2 protein-coding genes are annotated in these 1,521 nt (G+C 62.5%); one reads left to right on the plus strand and one right to left on the minus strand.

Features of this window, described 5'->3' with window-relative positions; all coding sequences use genetic code 11:
• On the minus strand, positions 1 to 191 hold a 191-nt coding region (locus K2W81_RS15655), incomplete at its 3' end, for a recombinase family protein (RefSeq protein WP_294106217.1).
• A 140-nt stretch (positions 192 to 331) separates the two neighbouring features.
• Here K2W81_RS15655 and K2W81_RS15660 point away from each other — a divergent pair.
• Positions 332 to 1,521, plus strand: a 1,190-nt coding sequence (locus K2W81_RS15660) for a DUF4158 domain-containing protein (protein ID WP_294106220.1), incomplete at its 3' end; no start/stop codon positions are given.

The raw sequence follows: 1,521 nt of genomic DNA on the forward strand, positions 1-1,521 counted from the left end.
CGGACCACCGCCAGCGTATCGCCTTTGCGAGCATAAGCGATCAGCTCGGCCAGACCGGGGCGCTCCATGCTCTTGCCCGACATGACGTCGGTAAACACCTTGATGGCGCCGGCCTTCTCCAGACGCATGGTCTGGCCGGCTACGTCCTGATCGCCGGTGCTGACGCGGGCATAGCCCAGAATATCGCCCATGCCGCGCGTCTCCCAAACGGTCGTTCTGTGGACGCTATGAAGGGCGACCGCTTCGCCCCATCTATATCCGTCCACATACTATGTCTCTTTACTCACGGCTGTCCATAGGAACAAATGACCTTTTGTGGACGGGAATCGGCATGACGAAGCGCAAGCATCAGCTCCTGACCGAAAGCGAGCGCGATCAGATCCTCGCTATCCCGACCGATCGTGACCATCTGGCCCGACTCTATACCTTCGAGCCTGCGGACATCGAGATCATCGGCGCACGACGGGAGCGACGGAATCAGTTGGGCGTGGCGCTGCAACTCGCGCTCTTGCGCCACCCGGGCATCACACTGGCGCAGTTGATACAGGACAGGGGAGCAATACCTCATGATCTCGCCGCCTTCGTCGCGGAGCAGCTTGGTCTTCATGTAACAGACCTGGCCAACTATGCGGCGCGGGATCAGACGATGACGGACCATGCCCGTGAGCTGGCGGCGCGTTTGGGTCTTCGGGGGCCGACCCGCGCGGATATTCCCTTCATGATCGAAGCAGCCGCGAAGATGGCGTGGGCGACCGACAAGGGGATGACGATTGCGACCGGCGTTGTATCTGCCCTGCGCGAGGCCCGAATTCTGCTGCCGTCCATCTCCACCATCGAACGAGCCAGCAGCGCGGGACGCGCACGTGCCCGCAAGCAGGCAGCCTACAGCCTGACCGCCGATCTCAGCGCCGAACAGGTCCACGCTATTGACCAACTCTTTGACGACGCCGGCGGCATGAGCCAGCTCGCCTCGCTCAAGACCATTCCCATCGCGGTCAGGCCTGATCATATCCGCCAGATTCTCGACCGCCTGCGGCAAGTGCGGAATATCGGCATCTCTCCGGACGTGGCTGGCCGCATCCATGCGGACCGATTTCGGCAATATGTCAGGGAAGGCCGCGCTTCGCCTGCCTATATGATCGAGCGATATATCCCCTCCCGCCGACGCGCCACGCTTGTCGCCTTCCTGCTCGACCTCGAGGAACGACTGACCGACAGCGCCCTGGAAATGGCGGACAAGCTGATCGGCAGCATCTTCACCCGCGCGAAGAACGCCCAGGCGCGCAGCTATGCCACCACGTCGAAGAACGTGGCGCGGCTGATGCTGATCTTTCGCAGGACGATCGACGCGCTCACCGATGCGGTCGATACCGGCGAAGATCCGATAGAGGCCCTGGACGCATCGGTCGGGTGGAACACCCTCCTGAAGGCGAGGCCGGAAGTAGCGACGATCGCGGAAACCGCCAATCTTGATCCGCTGAGGGTCGCGGCCGACCGCTATGCGACGTTGCGCAAGTTCGC

This window comes from Sphingomonas sp. (assembly GCF_019749955.1).
GTDB lineage: Bacteria > Pseudomonadota > Alphaproteobacteria > Sphingomonadales > Sphingomonadaceae > Sphingomonas.